Below are 16,797 nucleotides of genomic sequence, written 5' to 3' on the forward strand. Positions count from 1 at the left end.
ATGAGCGGACAAAAACCCGTGACCCCTTCACCAGACGGTCTGGCGGCTTCGGTCAAAGCGGCCAAAACGCGGGGTTTGCCGCCCGTTCACCTATGGAATCCTCCGTTTTGTGGCGATCTGGACATTCGGATCGCCAAAGATGGCACTTGGAGTTATCTAGGGTCACCGATCAACAGGGTCGAGCTTGTTAAGCTATTTTCCTCAATTCTTAAGAAAGAAGAGGGTGGGTACTTTCTCGTCACTCCCGCTGAAAAGGTGGGAATCACCGTCGAGGATGCGCCGTTTGTTGCCGTTGATTTTGAGCATGAGGGACAAGGCGAAGCCCAACGTCTGACTTTTACGACGCAAGTGGGCGATACAGCCATCGCCGGGCCCGATCACCCGATCCGCATTGTCCTAAATACGGAAACTGATGAGCCCTCACCCTACATATTGATGCGCGCGAATCTTGAGGCGCGCATTGATCGCAAGAGCTTTTACCGGTTGGTCGAGATCGCCAGACATCACGACGGTTGGTTTGGTGTCTGGTCGGACGGCCAGTTTTTCCCACTGATCGCATCTGATGTGCTAGAGGATTGAACCGGTCGCGGCTTGCGGTCCTGCGCCAGCACGACTGCAAGCGCCACCAGCGACGCGCCCAGCGCGCGGGTCCAGTTCCAGTCCTCGCCCAGCGCCATCATGATCACCATCACATAAAATGGTGCGATATTGATGTGGAATGACGCCAGGGCGACCCCTAGTTTTCCCACTGATGCTATGAAGAAAAATTGGCTCAGGCCCAGTGAGAACAGTGCGTAGAACACCAACATACCCATCTGCGCCACATCTACGGGGCGTGTAGGCAAGACCTCTAGCCCCAGCAATCCGGCTAACGGCACCAGAATGGCTGCGGTCGACAATCCTCCGACCAATGTAATGGTGCTACGGCCCAACTGGCTAAGCTCGGGGAAGTCGCGCGCAGTGGCCATGCTGGCCCAACAGAACAGCGCGGTAGACACCACTGCGCACATCGCGCCCAGTCCTAATTGTGCCGGTGCCACCGCGCTGGTGGCAATCAGGCCGCCAATGATTGAAATCACCAATCCCAGCGCAAAACTCCAGCGCAATCGCCGCGTTCCCGCCACAAGCTCCATGATCGTAGCGATCAAAGGCGCACACGAGGCGATAATGGCAACGGTAACTGGGTCGGTCAGCTTCTGCGCTACAAGGATCAGGAACATCCCCGACCCTAGCCCCAAACCGCCGACCAGGAGGGCATGGCCCCAACGGGCGCGCAATACCTGAGCCGGTCCGTCCAGAATCAGCCAGATTGGTACCATGACCAACACCGCAAGAGACATCCGTGCCGCGAACAGTGCGATAGGTGGCCAGCTTTGCAATAGGATCTCAGCCGCCGGGAACCCCGCCGCCCACGTCAGCATCGAAGCCACCGCCAGCGTATTTCCGGTGAACGCGGTCTGTCGACCGTCAGATACAGCTATAGCGGTCCCGCGCGCGGGTTCAGGGCTCATGGCCATCGTGATCAGACCTTATTGTTGGCGCGGCCCTCGCAACGGGATACCGCTTGAGCCTGATGGTCCCTGATTCGAAAGCCTTTATCTGGCCGATTTTCGACAATCTGTCGTTTTCAGTCTCTTTCACGTGGCCGTCGTGATCGCTAGGCTCTGCAAAGTTCGACACCGGATGCCCGATGCCCAGATTTGCCGCCAATCTTTCACTGCTGTTTGCAGAACTGCCCTATCTCGACCGGTTTCAAGCCGCCGCGCAGGCCGGGTTTACGGCTGTTGAAATTCTCTTCCCCTACGACCTCGCAGCCAAAGAGACCCGCCGCGCGCTGCTGTCCAGCGGGCTTGATCTGGTGCTGATCAACGCCCCGCCCCCGAATTATACCGGCGGTGAACCGGGTTACGCCGCCATGCCCGGCAGCTCCGACCGGTTTAAGTCCGATATCCGGCGCGTTCTGCGCTACGCGGATGTGCTGCGGCCAGAGATGATTCACGTTATGTCCGGATTTGCTTCTGGTCCCGAGGCCCTGCGTTGTTTTGTCGAGAACCTGCAATGGGCGGCAGATCTTGCGCCGGCACAGCGGTTTACAATCGAACCGCTCAACCCCGTATCGCAACCTGGTTACTTCTTGAACAATTATGATCTGGCCGCCGAAGTGCTGGACCGCGTCGACCGCGCAAATGTCGGCCTACAATATGACAGTTTTCATGCACAGATGATCCACGGCGATGCGCTGGCGATTTGGCACCGTTTTCAGCCCCGTATTGTCCATGCACAGATCGGGGCTGCGCCGGATCGCTCGGAACCCGGGCTGGGTACAATGGACTTTGCCGCGTTGTTTGCTGCGATGGACCACTCGGATTACAGCGGCTGGGTCAGCGCCGAATACAACCCCTCAACTCGGCGGACTGAGGACTCACTGGCTTGGATACAGTATTAAACCCTATATGAACGCTGGATTTTCAGACTGAAATGGCGCAATTGAGGGCATCGACACGCCAAGGATGCCCCGCATGATATCTGCCCGCTATGCCAATGCCCTGTTCGCCTTGATCATGTCCGGCCTGATGTCCTGCGTCGTCACCGGCATAGCCACGCTAAAAGCTATCGGCTTCAGCCCTTCAACACTCGGAGACTGGATGGCCTCTTGGGCCTTTTGCTGGCCTATCGCCTTTACCGTCATCCTGACGCTGGGCCCTTTCGTAAAACGCCTGATCGCCCGACTGGTCAGGCCAGAAGCCTGACCCGCTGCAAAGAGGGCCCGCAGGGCTTGATGAGCAGCGCCGCCCCTAATGGGCCTCGGCCCAGTTCGCGCCTTGTCCGGCATCCGCGACCAGCTTAATATCCAGCTTCACTGCCGGATCTGCTGCCCCTTCCATCACCGCGCGCGCGACCGAAATGGTTTGATCAACAGCCTCTTCAGCCACTTCGAACAGCAGCTCGTCATGCACCTGCAACAGCATCTTGGCGGGCAAGCCGTTGATCGCATCCGGCATCCTCACCATCGCGCGCCGGATCACATCTGCTGCCGTCCCTTGGATCGGAGCATTGATCGCAGCACGACGCGAGAACCCCGCATGCGGCCCCTTGGCATTGATCTCGGGTGTATGGATTTTCCGGCCGAACAGGGTCTGGACATAGCCATTCTCTTTGGCAAACGCGATCGTGTCGTCCATATAGCGCCGGATGCCGGGGAAACGTTCGAAATAGCGATCGATGAAACCCTGCGCATCCGCCCGGGGAATGCGCAGATTGCGCGCCAGCCCAAAGCCCGAAATGCCGTAGATCACACCAAAGTTGATCGCCTTGGCCTGACGACGGATATCCGGCGTCATCTCGTCCAACGGAACATCAAACATCTCGGACGCCGTCATTGCGTGAATGTCCAATCCATCCGCAAACGCCTGTTTCAGGGTCGGAATATCGGCGATATGGGCCAAAATCCGAAGCTCAATCTGGCTGTAATCAAGGCTGACCAGCACATTGCCCGGCTCGGCAATGAACGCCTCACGTATGCGCCGACCTTCCTCAGTCCGCACCGGAATGTTTTGCAGGTTCGGATCGGTCGAGGCCAGTCGGCCCGTATTCGCCCCCGTAATCGAATATGACGTATGCACCCGGCCCGTATCAGGATTGATATGGGTCTGCAGCGCGTCCGTATAGGTCGATTTCAGCTTGGAGAGTTGCCGCCAGTCCAGCACCCGGCGCGGCAGTTCATGTTCGGTCGCAAGGTCCTCAAGAATGTCCGCCCCGGTCGAGTACTTACCGGTCTTGCCCTTCTTGCCGCCCTCAAGCCCCATTTTGTCGAACAGGATTTCACCCAGTTGCGCCGGCGAACCGACGTTAAAGTTCTCACCCGCCAATTCGTGGATTTCAGCCTCTAATCCGGCCATCTTCTGCGCAAATGCATTTGACATTCGGCTGAGAACATCGCGATCGACCTTGATGCCATGCATCTCCATTTCTTTGAGAACCGGCACCAATGGACGTTCAAGTGTTTCATACACCGTCGTCACCTGCACCTGATGCAACTGCGGCTTGAACAATTTCCACAGGCGAAGGGTGATGTCCGCATCCTCGGCAGCGTAGGCCGTGGCCTCGTCAATCGGCACCTTGTCGAAAGTGATTGCAGACTTGCCCGAGCCAAGCAGAGGTTTGATGGGAATCGGCGTATGGCTCAGATAGCGTTCAGATAGCGTATCCATGCCATGCCCATGCTCACCGCCGTGCATGGCGTAGGACATCAGCATCGTGTCGTCGATGGGGGCGACGTCGACGCCATATCGCTTAAAGATTTTGGCATCGTATTTCATGTTCTGTCCGATCTTCAGGATCGACGGATCCTCAAACATCGGTTTCAGCAAGTTTAGAGCCGCATCCAGCGGCATCTGTCCATCGGCCAGCGCATCCGATCCGAACAGATCATCGGTCGCGCTTTCACGGTGAGTCAACGGGATGTAACAAGCCTCACCCGCCTCGACACATAGCGAAATCCCGACCAAATCGGCGATCATCTCATTCAAGCCGGTGGTCTCGGTATCCACCGCAACCCAGCCGCGCTCGTATGCCTGATCGATCCATTTCTGCAATGCCGCAGCATCGCGCACGCATTCGTATTTCGATGCATCAAATGGGACGTCTTCGGCCTGTGACTCCGCCTCAGGCGTGGATATCTCGGGGATGACGGGGGACTCGACGCCCAGCTTGTCAGCAATGCGTTTGGTGAGCGTCCGAAATTCCATCTCTGCCAGAAACTTCATCAAAGTCTCAGCATCGGGATCCTTCACCTCAAGGTCATCCAGAGTGAAATCCAACGGTGTGTTTTCATCCAATTGCACAAGTTTCTTCGAAAGCTCGATCTGGTCGCGCTTATCGATCAGAGTCTGGCGGCGCTTGGGCTGTTTGATCTCTTCAGCGCGATCCAGTAGGGTTTCCAGATCGCCATATTCATTGATCAACAGCGCTGCCGTCTTAACACCAATGCCCGGAGCGCCCGGTACGTTATCCACCGAATCCCCGGCCAAAGCCTGCACATCGACAACCCGCTCGGGCCCGACGCCGAACTTCTCAACTACCCCGTCGCGATTGATGCGCTTGTTCTTCATCGCATCCAGCATCTCGACACCGCCACCCACAAGCTGCATCAGGTCTTTGTCAGAACTGACAATGGTCACCCGCCCACCGGCCTCACGCGCCTGAACGGCGAGGGTCGCGATAATGTCGTCGGCTTCATAGCCTTCAAGTTCTTTGCAGGCGATGTTGAACGCCTTGGTGGCTTCGCGAGTCAGCGGCATTTGCGGGCGCAAATCCTCGGGCATCGCTTCACGGTTGGCCTTGTAGAGATCATACAGGTCATTACGGAACGTATGCGAGCCCTTGTCGAAGATCACCGCAACATGGGTCGGCGCATCCGGCCCGGCGTTCCCTTCGACATATTTCTGCAGCATGTTGCAAAAGCCCGACACGGCCCCAATTGGTAGCCCATCCGATTTCCGCGTCAACGGCGGTAAAGCGTGATAGGCGCGGAAGATAAAGGCTGATCCATCAATCAGATGCAGATGGCAGCCTTTTCCGAATTGGGTGGTGGTCATATGAGACTCCTGCGCTGGGTTGCGCCAAGTTGTACAGAAGGGCTGCACGAAAGACGAGGCCGCCTGGCCAATTCGTTGCGACCTAATTTGCCCGTGGTCTGGCCTTAGCTATTCGAAAAGGTGCGCTTATCTGCATTCCAAGCCAAACCTGCTTTTTGCGCGATCAACGAGAACTGTTTGTTCAGCGAGCGATCATTCAGACGTTGGGACAGGCTGCGCAGTGGGATGAGGTTCCGTTCTCCATATCCGTCGATCAGGAAGCAGGCCGGACCAGCGCCCCTTGTCCCGTAGACAATATTCGAACTTTTGACGTCGCGTGCGACGATGTGAAGGTCAAACATCTGCCCGACGAATGCATTCAGCGCATTCAAAACCGGGGCGTCCAATCCACTACGGCAAACTTCATACAGCTTTGGTGCAAGCCCGCCATCAAGGCCAGAAATGCGCTCAACCACAACCCCCGCCCCATGCGTCGTCTGAACCACGCCCAACATCCTGGACAGGGGTGAACGCTCAATTTCCGTCCCGAGTTTCAGCGATACCCGCAGCTCGCATTCCAGCTCTTTCAATGTGCTGCGATACTGCGCCTCCGGGAACAGTTTCCATGCCAGTCGCTTTCCAAGCCTGTGCGAGACACGATCTTGGGACCTGGTAAAAACTTTGATCAGAAGGTCAGGATGACCGGGAAAGTCATAGACACTGCGCACAGTCCCGTTCGCGATTGGCTGGCTGTCGGAAAGGTCAATCGTTTTGGCTGTGAACAGCATTATCCATCCTCGCCAGTTACGACCGCCTGCCGTCCTGGTCGCCCTTACGCGTCCTGACCAGAGTCCTCACCACGCAGCACGTATTTGCAATCGCAATAGGGGCACTCGACCCAACCAGTGTCTTCGGGAATCTGCAGCCAGACGCGCGGATGACCCAGCGCACCCTCGCCACCATCGCAGGCGACGCGGGTATTTTCGACAATCTTGGTTTCCGGCGCTTCGATGGTCACGGCTGGCGATCCTTCTTTGGTTGTCGGCCTCGCGGGCATGTATTAGGTGCGTTTATGGGCGATGAGCAAACCGGGGGCAAGGGCCACATGTCCGATGCGGCAATCACAATCAGATCACTGCGCAAGACCTATCGCGGCGGCAAGGGCCAGCCCGAGAAACAGGCTTTGAAAGGGATCGACCTGACGGTACCGCAGGGGTCCGTTTTCGGTCTGCTTGGCCCGAATGGAGCCGGCAAATCGACCCTGATCAACATTCTGGCGGGGCTGGTGGTCAAAACGTCTGGCAGAGTCTCGATCTGGGGCTTCGACCAGGATCAAAACCCGCGCCAATCCCGCGCCGCCATCGGCGTGATGCCTCAGGAATTGAACCTTGATCCGTTCTTTACACCTCGAGGCGCATTAGAAGTTCAGGCCGGGCTGTACGGTGTTCCCAAGTCTGATCGGCGAAGCGATGAGATCCTCGACCTCGTTGGCCTTGCCGACAAGGCCGAGGCCTATGCGCGCACGCTTTCGGGCGGAATGCGGCGGCGTCTGCTGCTGGCCAAAGCGCTGGTGCACCATCCCAAGATTCTGGTGCTCGACGAACCCACGGCGGGTGTGGATATTGAACTGCGACAGATGCTTTGGGCCAATGTGCGTAAGCTGAACGAACAGGGCATGACCATCATCCTGACCACGCACTATCTGGAAGAAGCGCAAGAGATGTGTGACGAGATCGCCATTATCAACCACGGCGAAAAGATCGCACAAGACAGCACGGCCAATCTGCTGGGCCGCATGGACAGCCGGACCATGGTGATCGTGCCGGATAGCCCCATACAGACTCTGCCTGTAGCGGATAACGTGATTGCAGCGCAACGTGAGAACGGCGACCTTGTGCTACAATACCACAGCAACCTAACTACAGCCGAGCAGGTGCTGGAATCTGTACGTCAGGCCGATATTCGCATCCAGGACGTCCGCACTGAAGAAGCTGATCTTGAGGATGTGTTCCTTGCGTTGACCTCCAGTCGGGTCGACGACGCAACTGTCAACGACCCGAACCAACCACATCGGGGGATGCACCGCGTCAAGCTTTAGACACGATCGATCCGTGCGTGATAACAGTTGTTCAGAGCAGATCGGATGTGGATGTAAGCGACATCAGCGCGGGAGAAGATTTTTTTAGCCGCCTCATGCAACTGCGCCTGTGGGGTGATGATCCCGGTTCCATAGACAATTCGGTCGTCCGGACCATACCCTTTGATCAGGTAGTTGGGCGAGTCGGTCAACGCCTCGGGCAGCACATCCTCACTTTCATAGCGTGCGCAGGGGTCGGCACAAAGGAAGATCGGTCCAGTCTCCGCATAAGGCTGCGTTTCCGGGAAGGGTCGGTGCGCCAACACCAGCATCTCTTTGCCTTCCGGTATGTATTTCAAACAATGACGGCATGGGTTGCCCGCCCCATTGGAAATCGCACGCTCTGGTGGGTTTCCATATCCATCCGGCGCACCGGCGCGATATGCCTGAACCTGCTGTGTTGGTAGGGCTGAAATTCCGTGCATGATGTTTCTCCTTGATTTGAGATGATCATGGCAATCGCTTGTTTTGTACTCGACCCGTTTCCTGCGTATTGCAAAATCTGCAACCCTGCCTGCAAAAGAATGTTAGCGATAAAATAAGGGCTACCCGTCAGACCAATTTGGGTCTAAGCAAACATCAAACACCCCAAACGATCCATCTATGATTGAGGCTTTTGTCATGAGCGCTCAGAACTCCACCCTTCGTGGGCTTGCCTTTGCGTTCTTAGGCTTTGCCGTCTTTGCGACGCATGACGTGCTGATCAAGGTGCTGGGTGGCACCTATTCGGTTTTGCAGATCATCTTCTTTGCGACGCTGTTTTCCTTTGTCCCCATGGCAGTAACAATTCTGGCCGATCGGACCACTGGGAATTTCCTGCCGCGGCATCCGTGGTTGGTGCTGTTGCGATCAGCGACGATGATCATGGCCATGTCTTGTGCCTTCTACGCTTTTTCGGTGCTGCCGCTGGCCGAAGTCTATTCCCTGCTATTTTCCTTCCCGCTGATCGTAACTGTTCTGTCGATTCCGATTCTGGGTGAGGTGGTCCGAGCCCAAAGGTGGGCGGCCGTGGGCGTCGGCCTGATCGGCGTCCTGATCGTCTTGCGCCCTGGCGCGACCGAAATCACCCTGGGCCATTTAGCGGCTCTGGCAGCAGCCTTCTGCAGCGCATTTGCTTCGGTTCTTGTCCGCAAAATCGGGAATGAAGAACGCTCTGCCGTCCTGATCCTTTATCCTATGCTGCTGGCCATCGCCGCCATGAGCGTCGCCCAACCGGCAGTTTATCAACCACCATCATTGCTGCATCTGGCGATGATGGCGTTTGTCGGGGTGTTCTCGGTAATCGCACAGCACCTGATCATCCTTGCTTATCGCGCCGCCCCCGCCGGCGTCATTGCGCCCAGTCAATACAGCCAGATCATCTGGGCCACGATCTTCGGCGTGATTTTCTTTGGCGAGCATCCGGATATCTGGGTCGCGGTTGGTGCGAGCGTCATCATTGCATCCGGCGTCTTTGTGGTCTGGCGTGAGAGCCGATCAAACACTACCTCTGCTAATACGCCTGTGCTGCGCGTCAGGTCGCCCCGGTCAGATACTGGAGCGACGAGGCCCGGAGAATAAGAAACGGCGCGCATTGCAGCGCGCCGTGCAATCCATTTCAGCCCTTATAGAGCCTTAGTAGACGACCACTGATCGGATACTCTCGCCCTTATGCATCAGGTCGAAACCGTGGTTGATGTCATCCAGGCCCATGGTGTGGGTAATCATGGGGTCGATCTCAATCTTCCCGTCCATGTACCAATCCACGATTTTCGGGACGTCGGTGCGTCCACGCGCTCCGCCAAACGCGGTGCCACGCCATGAGCGGCCAGTAACCAGTTGGAACGGTCGAGTCGAGATTTCAGCGCCCGCAGGTGCCACACCGATGATGATCGATTCACCCCAGCCTTTGTGAGCCGATTCCAGCGCTGCGCGCATCACGCCAACATTGCCTGTGGCGTCAAAGGTATAGTCGGCACCGCCCTTGGTCAGATTGACCAAATAGGGCACCAGATCACCTTCAACCTCGGACGGGTTGACGAAGTCGGTCATGCCGAACTTGGTCGCCATTTCCACCTTGGCTGGATTCAAATCAACGCCCACGATCTGATCCGCGCCAGCCAGACGCAGGCCCTGAATCACGTTCAGGCCGATACCGCCCAAGCCGAACACGATGGCACGGCTGCCAATTTCTACCTTGGCAGTGTTGATCACCGCGCCAATTCCGGTGGTCACGCCGCAGCCGATATAGCAGATCTTGTCAAAGGGCGCGTCCTCACGCACTTTGGCGAGCGCGATTTCAGGCAGAACCGTATGGTTCGAGAAGGTCGAGCAGCCCATGTAGTGCAGGATCGGATCGCCATCCAACGTAGAAAAACGCGAGGTGCCATCCGGCATGAGGCCCTGGCCTTGGGTTTCGCGAATTGCCTGGCACAGGTTGGTCTTGGGATGCAGGCAGTATTCGCACTCACGGCACTCGGGCGTATAAAGCGGGATGACGTGATCGCCGGGTTTCAGGCTGGTTACACCCGGGCCGACCTCAAGCACGACACCTGCGCCTTCATGGCCCAGAATGGCGGGAAACAAGCCTTCAGGGTCGGCGCCCGACAGTGTGAATTCATCGGTATGGCAAATGCCTGTCGCCTTGATCTCGACCAGAACCTCGCCCGCTTTGGGGCCTTCAAGGTTTACGTCCATCACTTCCAAAGGTTTGCCTGCCTGAACGGCGACGGCGGCACGGGTACGCATGGTGCTTGTCTCCCTGTCTGTTTTGCCCGACCCTGCGTCAAATACAGGGTTTTTTCAACTGCGCTTTCATGACAGGTTGGCTAAATCTTTGATATTTCAGAAACGACATCACCAGAAAGCCCTGCGCCAATGTACCGTTTATTTCCGATCCTAATTCTTCTGACCGCATGTTCTGAGACCTCTGAACCGCAGGACGCGGCGCTTGAACTAGAGGAGGCACCGGTTGATCTTGCATTTTGTAAGGGAGAACCGTTTGCGAACACCATTGGTGAGCCGGTTTCAACCATACAAGCCCAACTGCCTGAACGGTCGCGCGTTCTGGGCCCGGATGATATTGCCACGCAGGATTATCGCATCGACCGGCTGAACGTTTATGTGAACGGCGCAGGCACAATTCAGAGGCTTACCTGCGGATAGGGTCACTTTCCCCGGTACACCAGAATATCGGGCAAATAATCGATCAGGCGCACAACCCATGAGAACGGTACCGGGAAATCGGTTCGAAACCGGCGACGGGACATGGCGCGCACTACGCGATCGGCCGCATCTTCGGGTGTCATCAGCATCGGCATTTTGAAACTGTTCTTGTCGGTCAGACGGGTCTTGATGAACCCCGGATTGACAATGCGCACCGTCACGCCTGACCCTGCCAGATCGTGCCGCATGGTCTCGGCCAGCGAGATCAGCGCAGCCTTGCTGGCCCCGTACGAGATCGCATTGGGAAGCCCATGATACCCGGCAAGCGACCCGATCAGCGTGATATCACCACTGCCTGAGCCCACAAATCCTGGGACGGTTTCACCCAACACCCGAAGCGCACCGGAATAGTTCACATCGCTGATCGCCAAAGCAGCATCGGTGTCCCAATCTGACGTACTGATCGGCTCATAGGCGCCTGCGTTGTAGACAAGCGCGTCAATTGAGCCAGCCTCCACCACAGCGCGGCGCACAGTGTCGAGATCAGTCACATCCATCGGTACAGCACGTGCATTAGGCAAGGTGCCACAGATTTCATCCAATCGCTCGGCATTGCGAGCAGAAAGGATCAGATGTGCGCCTTCGCGGCTCAGCTTTTCGGCCAAGCAACGACCCAGCCCTTCGCTGGCGCCAATGATCCAATAGGTTTTTCCGTCAAAACTGCTCATGCGTAAGTCTTTTTTCGTACTACTAGGTCGAATACGTTCTGACAGCAGCAATGGATCACGCCCAGCGCTCGTAGCATTCGGCCAGATAACACTACATAGAGCGTCGGAAAAAAACTTCTAACGCGGTTGATCCAAAGCCTCATTCCCTGCGTATCTTGTTGTAAATACCGAATAACGAGGATGGAATGTTCGACGAAACCCGGGGCGTACGCAAGAAAATCGCAGTCATAGGCGCAGGCATTTCAGGTCTCTCCGCAGCTTATTACCTTTCCGAAGACAACGATATAACCGTGTTCGAGGCTGAGCCCCGACTGGGCGGCCACGCCCGCACGGTGATCGCCGGAAAGAACGGAGATCAGCCGGTAGATACCGGTTTCATCGTCTTCAACTATGTCACATACCCCTATTTGACCCGGCTGTTTGATGAGCTGAACGTGCCAGTTACTAAAAGTGAGATGAGCTTTGGCGCAACTATCGACAATGGCCGCATCGAATATGGGTTGAACAATCTGCGCACTTTGACCGCGCAGAAACGCAACCTCGCGCGTCCAGCCTATTACAAGATGATCGCCGATATCCTGCGGTTTGGCAAAGAGGCCCCCGAAGCCGCGCAGGACGACGACACCACGATCGGTGAGCTTGTGGATCAACTGCGTCTCGGCCACTGGTTCCGGCACAATTATCTGATGCCGATGTGCGGCGCGATCTGGTCAACTCCGGTCGAGTTCGTCGATCAGTTCCCAGCCCGCTCGCTGGTGCAGTTCTTCCGCAATCACGCGCTGCTGGCCTCGGGCCGTGCCAATCAGCACCAGTGGTACACCGTGAAAGGCGGCAGCATCGAGTATGTCCGCCGGATCGAAACTGCGCTACGTGCGCGCGGTGCTGACATCAGACTGTCCGCACCCGTGCAGCGGATCGAGCGGCATGATCTGGGCGTCACCGTCCATGCAGGAGGTGAGGCCGCTCTGTTTGACGAAATCATACTGGCAACCCATTCCGATCAGTCTCTCGCCATCTTGGGTGATGCAGCGACCGAAGCGGAAAAAGCGGCGCTCGGCGCGATTAGATATCAACCGAACAAAGCTATCCTGCACTGTGATCCCCGCCAAATGCCCAGGCGGCGTGCTTGCTGGTCCAGTTGGACCTATCGATCGCAAAAGGGCAATGTTGGGGTCACATATTGGATGAATCGGCTTCAGAATATCCCCGACAGTGACCCACTGTTTGTGACCCTGAACGCCGCATCAGACATTCCCGCGGGCAAAATCTATGACGAGGTCGAGTTCGCCCATCCGGTGTTCGACAAAGCCGCCCTGCGCGCGCAAGGGCAAATCCGCGAGATGCAGGGACAGAACCGAACCTGGTTTGCCGGGGCGTATAATCGGCATGGTTTCCACGAAGACGGGATTGCCAGCGCAATGCATGTTGTCGAGCGCCTCACCGCCATCCCGCAGAGCATCGGAGCTGACAATGGTATCCCTGAAACGGACCTCGCTGTTTCGGCCAGCGTATAGAACCTGTTGCGCTGCGCTGCTGTCACTGGCGCTGATGGTCCCCGGCGGACTGGCGGCTTCGCCTTTGTCGGATGCAATCAAAGACCCTAAGCTGCGCGGCACCGGGACATTCCGTTTTCTGGGGCTGCCGCTCTATGACGCCAAGCTTTACACGCCCGGCGGTGCCGCATTCAGCTGGAATCAGAATTTCGGACTGCAACTGACCTACCGAAAAAACCTGAAACAAAAAGCGCTGGTCGAGTCGACCCTGGAAGAGATGGCCCGACAAGGCAATTCTGCGCCGACGGAAGCCCAATTGCAGGGCTGTTTTCAGGCGGTCAGCAAAGGCGATAGCTATCTGGCCATCGCACAAGGCCCCAACAGCGTCAGCTTCTGGCGCAACGGAAGCAAAACCTGCACCCTGACAAATCCGGGTATCACACGCAGCTTCATGTCAATTTTTCTGGGTAACAATACACGATCCGCCTCGTTCACACAGCAGTTGAAGGGGCAGTGATGCTGTACCCGCGTGTCAGCCTCTATGCGCTGATGCTTGCTGCAGCAGGTATCCCGCTTTACATCCACCTGCCGCGCTTTGCCGCCGTGAATCTCGGTATCGGGCTGGGGGTCATTGGCACCATTCTGCTGGTCATTCGGCTCGTCGATCTGGTCCAAGATCCACTGATTGGCTGGGCCATTGATCGCTGGCCCGGTGGGCAAATGTTGTTTGCCGCCGCCTCTGCGCTGGGTCTGGCGATTGGATTTCCATTGCTGTTTGGTTTGCCAGAAGGGGCAAGTATCGCTGTATTAGTGTCTATTCTGATCCTGTTATTCTCGGCCTACAGCCTCGGGACCATCTTGCTTTATGGCCGCAGCGCCACGCTGGCGAAACAGGCTAGCGCGAAGGAACTGATGACACTGGCCGCCTTCCGCGAAGGCGGACAACTGACCGGAGTTATCATAGCAGCCGCAGCACCCGCTGTGTTCGTGGCGCTTGGCGCAGCCGCGCAAGGGTATCCGGCCTTTGGAATGTTTCTCGGGCTTCTGAGCGTTGTGACTCTGGCTGTTACGCTGCCAATTTGGCGACGCACGCCGATCACCGGTCAAGGGCTGTCCTTTGCAGGCTTAGGACAGGCGGGGGCTTTACGTCTGCTTGCCCTTGCGTTGGTCAACAGCCTGCCCGTCGCCATCACCTCGACCCTGTTTCTGTTCTTTGTTGAAGATCGGCTGCAACTACCAGGCAAAGCGGGGCCATTGCTGATCCTGTTCTTCCTCAGCGCCGGGCTCAGCGTTCCGTTCTGGGCCAGGCTCAGCAACCGAATTGGCCCGAAACAGACTCTGATGATCGCCATGCCGCTGGCCATTCTCGGCTTTGTCGGGGCCGCTCTTCTAGCCCCTGGGAATCTCATCGGTTTCGCCATCATATGCCTCGCATCCGGCGCGGCGCTTGGGGCGGACATGGTTGTCCTGCCCGCTATGTTCTCGGTCGTTCTGACCCGGGCCGGGCTGAACGCATCTGCTGCGTTCGGCATCTGGTCTTTCGCAGGTAAGCTGGGTCTAGCTCTGGCCGCCTTTTTCACACTGCCGCTACTGGAACGCAGCGGCTTTACACCTGGACAGGCCAATTCTGCCGAGGCTTTGAATACACTCACCCTCGCCTATGCGGTGCTGCCCTGCATCTTGAAACTCGGAGCGTTTGGCATGGTCCTGACTCTCCCGACAGAGGTCTCTGCCAAATGAAAACGCTCCTGATCTGTCTGCTTGCGATTTTTGCGCTGTTTGCTGTGAAGAACCGGTTCCTCAGTTTCCGCTCGCAATCACCCTCCGACTACAGCGGAACCGGGCCTGAGTTTTCGCTGAAGAAGAACCTGAATGGAGAGATCCTGTCGGAAGGGCTGATCTATGGCCCCAACGGCAAGATGTCGAACAGCTTTGTCGCGCGTATGGTCGGCGAATGGGATGGCAACACCGGTACGCTTTCCGAGTATTTCACCTATTCCAACGGCAAACAGATGACCCGCAAATGGCATCTGACGTTAGGCACGGGTAACACATTCACCGCAACAGCGGACGATATAGTCGGCGAGGGCAAAGGCGTGATTTCGGGCTCAACCGTCAAGCTGACCTATCGCATCATCCTGCCCGAGGACGCGGGCGGGCATACACTGGATGTGACCGACTGGATGTATCTGACGGAGAACGGTGTAATCATGAACCGGTCCGAGATGCGAAAATTCGGGATCAAGGTGGCCGAGCTGGTCGCCACGATGCGCCCTGCGCCTGAAGTGAAATCCACCCATCTGCATGGCGCAAACGGCCACGATGCAGACTCTGAGCTGAGGGTTTTGCAATGATCGCCCGCCGTACCCTTATTGCAGGTGTCGCGATCGCGGGGTTGGCCATCCTCGCCGCATGCTCGGCCAAACCGCGTATACCAAAAACGTTTCTGTCAGATCGTCAGCTGAACCTTGAAGAGTTCTTCGAAGGTAAGACTGTCGCTTATGGTCAGTTTCAGGATGTACTAGGTAATGTCCCGCGTCGCTTCCAGGTCGATATTGACGGCACATGGGACGGAGAGACTCTGACGCTAGTTGAAGATTTCGTCTATGACGATGGTGCGACTGAACAACGGATCTGGACCCTGACCAAGACCGGCGATGACACCTGGACCGGCACCGCTCCCGGTGTGCTGGGCACAGCCAGTGGGGTCGAAAGGGGCGATACGTTTAACTGGAAGTACAAAATCGACCTGCCCGTCAAAGACGGCACCATGCGTGTCAATTTCGATGACTGGATGTGGTTGTTGTCGGATGACCGGTTATTGAACCGAGCCTATGTTTCGCGTTTTGGCGTAAGGCTGGGTGAGGTCATATTGTACTTCGAGAAGAAGTAGCCACCCCGCCAGCACAGCCAGCGGGGCAAAAATGTATCAGACGGTTCCGCCCAGACTGCCTTCAAGCTCGACCATCTCCTGACCACCGGCCATCAGGTCCTGCAGCTCTTCCGGGGTGATCTGACCGCGCTGCGCCGTACCCAGCGTCTGCCCGCGATTGAGTACCGTGAACCTGTCACCAACCGCCAGTGCATGGCGGACGTTGTGAGTAATGAAGACCACCGCGATCCCCTGCTTGCGCACCTTGTCGATGGTCGCCAGAACGTTGGCTGTTTGGCGCACCCCAAGGGCCGAGGTCGGTTCATCCAAGATCAGAACCTTCGCCCCGAAATGCACCGCCCGCGCGATGGCGACGGTTTGGCGTTCACCACCTGACAGCGTGCCCACCGCCTGATCAGGGCCGCGCAAGTTGATCCCCATTTTCTTCATCTCTTCCATCGTGACCTTGTTGGCATAGTCATGATCAAAAAAGTGAAGAGGTCCGACCTTCTTTACCGGCTCATTGCCCATGAAGAAGTTGCGCGAGACCGACATCAACGGGATCATGGCCAGATGCTGGTGCACGGTTGCGATCCCGGCCTCGATGGCATCACGCGGGTCGGCGAAATGCATGGGGTGGCCTTCGAACAGGATTTCTCCGTGGGTGGGCTGGTGCACGCCCGACATGGTTTTGATGAAGGTCGACTTGCCCGCACCGTTGTCGCCGAGAAGGCAGTGACATTCACCGGGAAACACGTCCACCGAGACACCCGCCAGCGCGATCACGCTGCCGAAGTGCTTTTCGATGTTTTTCATCTGGATGATGGGTTCATGTTCGGGATTCATA

General features: G+C 57.0%; 19 protein-coding genes. 11 read left to right on the forward strand and 8 right to left on the reverse strand.

Annotated features, from left to right (window positions below):
* Window positions 1–579 (forward strand): DUF1285 domain-containing protein, encoded by a 579-nt coding sequence (locus ACR0AU_RS09420; protein WP_480439072.1) that lies wholly within the window; start codon window positions 1–3, stop codon window positions 577–579.
* On the opposite strand, the gene ACR0AU_RS09425 is transcribed toward ACR0AU_RS09420, so the two are convergent.
* Window positions 504–1,511, reverse strand: coding sequence for a DMT family transporter (locus ACR0AU_RS09425; RefSeq protein ID WP_480439074.1), 1,008 nt, complete (start codon window positions 1,509–1,511; stop codon window positions 504–506). The two genes, ACR0AU_RS09420 and ACR0AU_RS09425, sit on opposite strands and share 76 nt — an antisense overlap.
* A 179-nt stretch (window positions 1,512–1,690) precedes the next feature.
* Here ACR0AU_RS09425 and ACR0AU_RS09430 point away from each other — a divergent pair, with 179 nt between their 5' ends.
* Both ACR0AU_RS09430 and ACR0AU_RS09435 read left to right on the forward strand, forming a co-directional pair.
* Complete coding sequence (locus ACR0AU_RS09430; protein WP_170733954.1) at window positions 1,691–2,446, forward strand: TIM barrel protein; 756 nt, start codon at window positions 1,691–1,693, stop codon at window positions 2,444–2,446.
* A gap of 73 nt (window positions 2,447–2,519) precedes the next feature.
* A complete protein-coding gene (locus tag ACR0AU_RS09435; RefSeq protein WP_170408576.1) occupies window positions 2,520–2,750 on the forward strand; it encodes a DUF2798 domain-containing protein in 231 nt (76 codons plus the stop codon).
* 45 nt (window positions 2,751–2,795) lie between these two features.
* On the opposite strand, the gene polA is transcribed toward ACR0AU_RS09435, so the two are convergent.
* The 3 genes from polA to ACR0AU_RS09450 form a co-directional block, all read right to left on the reverse strand.
* Window positions 2,796–5,597: a DNA polymerase I gene (gene polA / locus ACR0AU_RS09440; protein WP_480795603.1), complete on the reverse strand. Its 2,802-nt coding sequence runs from the start codon at window positions 5,595–5,597 to the stop codon at window positions 2,796–2,798.
* 104 nt (window positions 5,598–5,701) lie between these two features.
* A complete protein-coding gene (locus ACR0AU_RS09445) occupies window positions 5,702–6,364 on the reverse strand; it encodes a YrbL family protein (protein ID WP_170626723.1) in 663 nt (220 codons plus the stop codon).
* A gap of 44 nt (window positions 6,365–6,408) precedes the next feature.
* On the reverse strand, window positions 6,409–6,594 hold the full coding sequence (locus ACR0AU_RS09450) for a zinc-finger domain-containing protein (RefSeq protein ID WP_170426216.1): 186 nt from the start codon (window positions 6,592–6,594) through the stop codon (window positions 6,409–6,411).
* Window positions 6,595–6,681: 87 nt separating this feature from the next.
* Here ACR0AU_RS09450 and ACR0AU_RS09455 point away from each other — a divergent pair, with 87 nt between their 5' ends.
* The gene (locus ACR0AU_RS09455) at window positions 6,682–7,674 is read left to right on the forward strand and encodes an ABC transporter ATP-binding protein (RefSeq protein ID WP_480795612.1); all 993 of its coding nucleotides are present in this window, start codon (window positions 6,682–6,684) and stop codon (window positions 7,672–7,674) included.
* On the opposite strand, the gene ACR0AU_RS09460 is transcribed toward ACR0AU_RS09455, so the two are convergent.
* Window positions 7,671–8,138, reverse strand: a complete 468-nt coding sequence (locus ACR0AU_RS09460; RefSeq protein ID WP_170566845.1) for a DUF1203 domain-containing protein — start codon at window positions 8,136–8,138, stop codon at window positions 7,671–7,673. The genes ACR0AU_RS09455 and ACR0AU_RS09460 overlap by 4 nt on opposite strands.
* Window positions 8,139–8,334: 196 nt before the next feature.
* On the opposite strand from ACR0AU_RS09460, the gene ACR0AU_RS09465 reads away from it, so the two are divergent.
* Complete coding sequence (locus ACR0AU_RS09465) at window positions 8,335–9,273, forward strand: DMT family transporter (protein WP_480795604.1); 939 nt, start codon at window positions 8,335–8,337, stop codon at window positions 9,271–9,273.
* A gap of 54 nt (window positions 9,274–9,327) precedes the next feature.
* Here the strand turns inward: ACR0AU_RS09465 and ACR0AU_RS09470 are convergent, their stop codons facing one another.
* Window positions 9,328–10,440, reverse strand: coding sequence for an S-(hydroxymethyl)glutathione dehydrogenase/class III alcohol dehydrogenase (locus ACR0AU_RS09470; protein ID WP_170394983.1), 1,113 nt, complete (start codon window positions 10,438–10,440; stop codon window positions 9,328–9,330).
* Between the two features lie 129 nt (window positions 10,441–10,569).
* Here ACR0AU_RS09470 and ACR0AU_RS09475 point away from each other — a divergent pair, with 129 nt between their 5' ends.
* Window positions 10,570–10,857 (forward strand): I78 family peptidase inhibitor, encoded by a 288-nt coding sequence (locus tag ACR0AU_RS09475; protein WP_170733955.1) that lies wholly within the window; start codon window positions 10,570–10,572, stop codon window positions 10,855–10,857.
* A gap of 2 nt (window positions 10,858–10,859) precedes the next feature.
* Here the strand turns inward: ACR0AU_RS09475 and ACR0AU_RS09480 are convergent, their stop codons facing one another.
* The gene (locus ACR0AU_RS09480) at window positions 10,860–11,585 is read right to left on the reverse strand and encodes an SDR family NAD(P)-dependent oxidoreductase (protein ID WP_170514197.1); all 726 of its coding nucleotides are present in this window, start codon (window positions 11,583–11,585) and stop codon (window positions 10,860–10,862) included.
* Window positions 11,586–11,770: 185 nt separating this feature from the next.
* On the opposite strand from ACR0AU_RS09480, the gene ACR0AU_RS09485 reads away from it, so the two are divergent.
* From ACR0AU_RS09485 to ACR0AU_RS09505, 5 genes are read left to right on the forward strand one after another with little or no spacing between them, the layout of a single operon-like run.
* Window positions 11,771–13,099, forward strand: a complete 1,329-nt coding sequence (locus tag ACR0AU_RS09485) for an FAD-dependent oxidoreductase (RefSeq protein ID WP_170733956.1) — start codon at window positions 11,771–11,773, stop codon at window positions 13,097–13,099.
* Entirely contained in the window at window positions 13,056–13,595 is a 540-nt protein-coding gene (locus ACR0AU_RS09490; protein WP_170733957.1) for a hypothetical protein, read from the forward strand. Before ACR0AU_RS09485 ends, ACR0AU_RS09490 begins: the two co-directional genes overlap by 44 nt.
* The gene (locus ACR0AU_RS09495; RefSeq protein ID WP_170733958.1) at window positions 13,595–14,818 is read left to right on the forward strand and encodes an MFS transporter; all 1,224 of its coding nucleotides are present in this window, start codon (window positions 13,595–13,597) and stop codon (window positions 14,816–14,818) included. The genes ACR0AU_RS09490 and ACR0AU_RS09495 overlap by 1 nt, the downstream gene beginning before the upstream one ends.
* Window positions 14,815–15,432, forward strand: a complete 618-nt coding sequence (locus tag ACR0AU_RS09500; RefSeq protein WP_170426000.1) for a DUF3833 domain-containing protein — start codon at window positions 14,815–14,817, stop codon at window positions 15,430–15,432. Before ACR0AU_RS09495 ends, ACR0AU_RS09500 begins: the two co-directional genes overlap by 4 nt.
* Complete coding sequence (locus tag ACR0AU_RS09505; protein ID WP_480795605.1) at window positions 15,429–15,971, forward strand: DUF3833 domain-containing protein; 543 nt, start codon at window positions 15,429–15,431, stop codon at window positions 15,969–15,971. The genes ACR0AU_RS09500 and ACR0AU_RS09505 overlap by 4 nt, the downstream gene beginning before the upstream one ends.
* A 36-nt stretch (window positions 15,972–16,007) precedes the next feature.
* Here ACR0AU_RS09505 and ACR0AU_RS09510 read toward each other — a convergent pair whose 3' ends face one another.
* A complete protein-coding gene (locus tag ACR0AU_RS09510) occupies window positions 16,008–16,796 on the reverse strand; it encodes an ATP-binding cassette domain-containing protein (protein ID WP_170395006.1) in 789 nt (262 codons plus the stop codon).
* Between the last annotated feature and the right edge of the window lies 1 nt (window position 16,797).

This window comes from Ruegeria sp. CG1 (assembly GCF_056537265.1).

Coding starts and splice junctions, on each gene's coding strand:
- ACR0AU_RS09500 (WP_170426000.1), top strand. CDS start 14,815: ATGAAAACGCTCCTGATCTGTCTGCTTGCGATTTTTGCGCTGTTTGCT.
- ACR0AU_RS09495 (WP_170733958.1), top strand. CDS start 13,595: ATGCTGTACCCGCGTGTCAGCCTCTATGCGCTGATGCTTGCTGCAGCA.
- ACR0AU_RS09465 (WP_480795604.1), top strand. CDS start 8,335: ATGAGCGCTCAGAACTCCACCCTTCGTGGGCTTGCCTTTGCGTTCTTA.
- ACR0AU_RS09460 (WP_170566845.1), bottom strand. CDS start 8,138: ATGCACGGAATTTCAGCCCTACCAACACAGCAGGTTCAGGCATATCGC.
- ACR0AU_RS09435 (WP_170408576.1), top strand. CDS start 2,520: ATGATATCTGCCCGCTATGCCAATGCCCTGTTCGCCTTGATCATGTCC.
- ACR0AU_RS09455 (WP_480795612.1), top strand. CDS start 6,682: ATGTCCGATGCGGCAATCACAATCAGATCACTGCGCAAGACCTATCGC.
- polA (WP_480795603.1), bottom strand. CDS start 5,597: ATGACCACCACCCAATTCGGAAAAGGCTGCCATCTGCATCTGATTGAT.
- ACR0AU_RS09510 (WP_170395006.1), bottom strand. CDS start 16,796: ATGAATCCCGAACATGAACCCATCATCCAGATGAAAAACATCGAAAAG.
- ACR0AU_RS09485 (WP_170733956.1), top strand. CDS start 11,771: ATGTTCGACGAAACCCGGGGCGTACGCAAGAAAATCGCAGTCATAGGC.
- ACR0AU_RS09490 (WP_170733957.1), top strand. CDS start 13,056: ATGGTATCCCTGAAACGGACCTCGCTGTTTCGGCCAGCGTATAGAACC.
- ACR0AU_RS09420 (WP_480439072.1), top strand. CDS start 1: ATGAGCGGACAAAAACCCGTGACCCCTTCACCAGACGGTCTGGCGGCT.
- ACR0AU_RS09430 (WP_170733954.1), top strand. CDS start 1,691: ATGCCCAGATTTGCCGCCAATCTTTCACTGCTGTTTGCAGAACTGCCC.
- ACR0AU_RS09505 (WP_480795605.1), top strand. CDS start 15,429: ATGATCGCCCGCCGTACCCTTATTGCAGGTGTCGCGATCGCGGGGTTG.
- ACR0AU_RS09480 (WP_170514197.1), bottom strand. CDS start 11,585: ATGAGCAGTTTTGACGGAAAAACCTATTGGATCATTGGCGCCAGCGAA.
- ACR0AU_RS09445 (WP_170626723.1), bottom strand. CDS start 6,364: ATGCTGTTCACAGCCAAAACGATTGACCTTTCCGACAGCCAGCCAATC.
- ACR0AU_RS09425 (WP_480439074.1), bottom strand. CDS start 1,511: ATGAGCCCTGAACCCGCGCGCGGGACCGCTATAGCTGTATCTGACGGT.
- ACR0AU_RS09470 (WP_170394983.1), bottom strand. CDS start 10,440: ATGCGTACCCGTGCCGCCGTCGCCGTTCAGGCAGGCAAACCTTTGGAA.
- ACR0AU_RS09475 (WP_170733955.1), top strand. CDS start 10,570: ATGTACCGTTTATTTCCGATCCTAATTCTTCTGACCGCATGTTCTGAG.